Source organism: Serratia plymuthica NBRC 102599 (assembly GCF_001590925.1).
Lineage (GTDB): Bacteria > Pseudomonadota > Gammaproteobacteria > Enterobacterales > Enterobacteriaceae > Serratia > Serratia plymuthica.
Genome location: NZ_BCTU01000058.1, coordinates 1 through 1,646 on the forward strand (window position 1 = coordinate 1; position 1,646 = coordinate 1,646).

Consider the following 1,646-nt stretch of genomic DNA (forward strand, 5'->3'; position numbering starts at 1 on the left):
TGGCGGCCTGTTGTCGCAAAACCATCAGGACAACAGCGTCAACGCCGGTTTTACCTGGCATTTCTGATCTTAAAAAAACCAACGGAGCAGCCGCCCCGCCTGGGGCGGTTTTACGCAAAATAAAAAGGATAAGGGAATGAAGCAATCTGCAGGAAACAATAAATCGGCATTGGCGCTAACCTGGAAACTGAACGCCTTGCTGTGCGCAATGCTGGCGGCGGGAGGGGCGCAGGCGGCCCCGCATGAGGTGGGCGGCAACCCAGGCGATCCGGCCAGTTGGCGTAGCGATGAATTCAAGGCTGACTGGGGGCTGGGCGCGATCCATGCCGATGAGGCCTATGCGGCGGGCTATACCGGCAAAGGGCAAAAGGTGGGGATCTTCGATACCCCGGTGAACAAGCATCCTGAATTTGCCGGTGACGGCAAGCTGACCAACGTGGTGACCGAAGGCTATCGCGCCTATACCGATCCGCATCGGGAGGGGGTTAAGGCCGGCGACTATTTTTATTTCGACGGCGCTTTCCATTTTTACAGCGGTTCACAAGGTTTGCTGAGTAATCACGGGGTCCATGTGGCGGGTATCACTGCCGCCAATCGCGACGGTACCGGCATGCACGGCGTTGCCTTTGATTCGCAGATCATCAGCGTGGACAACGACAATGATGGCCCGGCTTACGGGGAGTTCCTCGGGTTGGACGGCAGCGTGACCAACGCAGGTTGGCAGGCGATGATCAACAACGGCGTACGGGTGATCAACAACAGTTGGGGCGTTAGTATCCCTGACTTCCTTTCGGATAATGGCGGTAAACCCGAGGCCCTGCATTTCGAGTTAAAAGATGCGCAGGAACAGTTTGATCAGGTCAAACCGCTGCTCGGCAGCCTGGCCGGTGCGGGGTATCAGGGGGCGATCGATGCTGCCCGTAACAACATTCTGGTGCTGTTTGCTGCCGGGAACGACGGTAACTACAACCAACCGGATGTGATCAGCGGCCTGGCCTATTTTGTGCCGGATATTGCGCCTAACTGGTTGTCGGTTGCCAGTATTCAGGATCCGACGAAAACCGGCGACTACAGTATCAGCACCTTCTCTTCACGCTGCGGCTATACGGCCAGTTTCTGCGTTGCTGCCCCGGGCAGTAAAATCTATAGCACCGTGGCTAACGGTTCAGATCCAAATCAATTGGTCTCGGACTACGGCATTAAAAGCGGCACCTCAATGGCGACGCCGCACGTGACCGGCGCGGTAGCGGTGCTGTTGCAGCGTTTTCCGTACATGACGTCGGCGCAGATTGCCGACGTGTTAAAGACTACCGCCACCGATATGGGCGCGCCGGGCATCGATGCGCTGTACGGCTGGGGGATGATCAACCTGGGCAAAGCGATTAACGGGCCGGGGATGTTCTATACCGTTGAAGATATTCCGCAGGAGTTCCGTATTCCCGATCCGGCCGGCGTGGCTTACGGTTCAACGCAGTTTGTCGCCAATATTCCAGGTCTGGGGGCGGAGGTCGATCAAGGCACGCTGCATGCGCGCATTTGTGATGACTTCCACTGTGGGTGGGAAGTGTACTCAAATAACATTTCCGGCCACGGCGGCCTGACCAAAGAGGGGGAGGGCGCGCTGGTGCTGACCGGGGCTAATACTT

1 protein-coding gene is annotated in these 1,646 nt (G+C 57.3%); it reads left to right on the top strand.

Features of this window, described 5'->3' with window-relative positions; genetic code table 11:
- Positions 1-136: 136 nt before the first annotated feature.
- Positions 137-1,646, top strand: a 1,510-nt coding sequence (locus SPL01S_RS24085; RefSeq protein WP_155729019.1) for a S8 family peptidase, incomplete at its 3' end; no start/stop codon positions are given.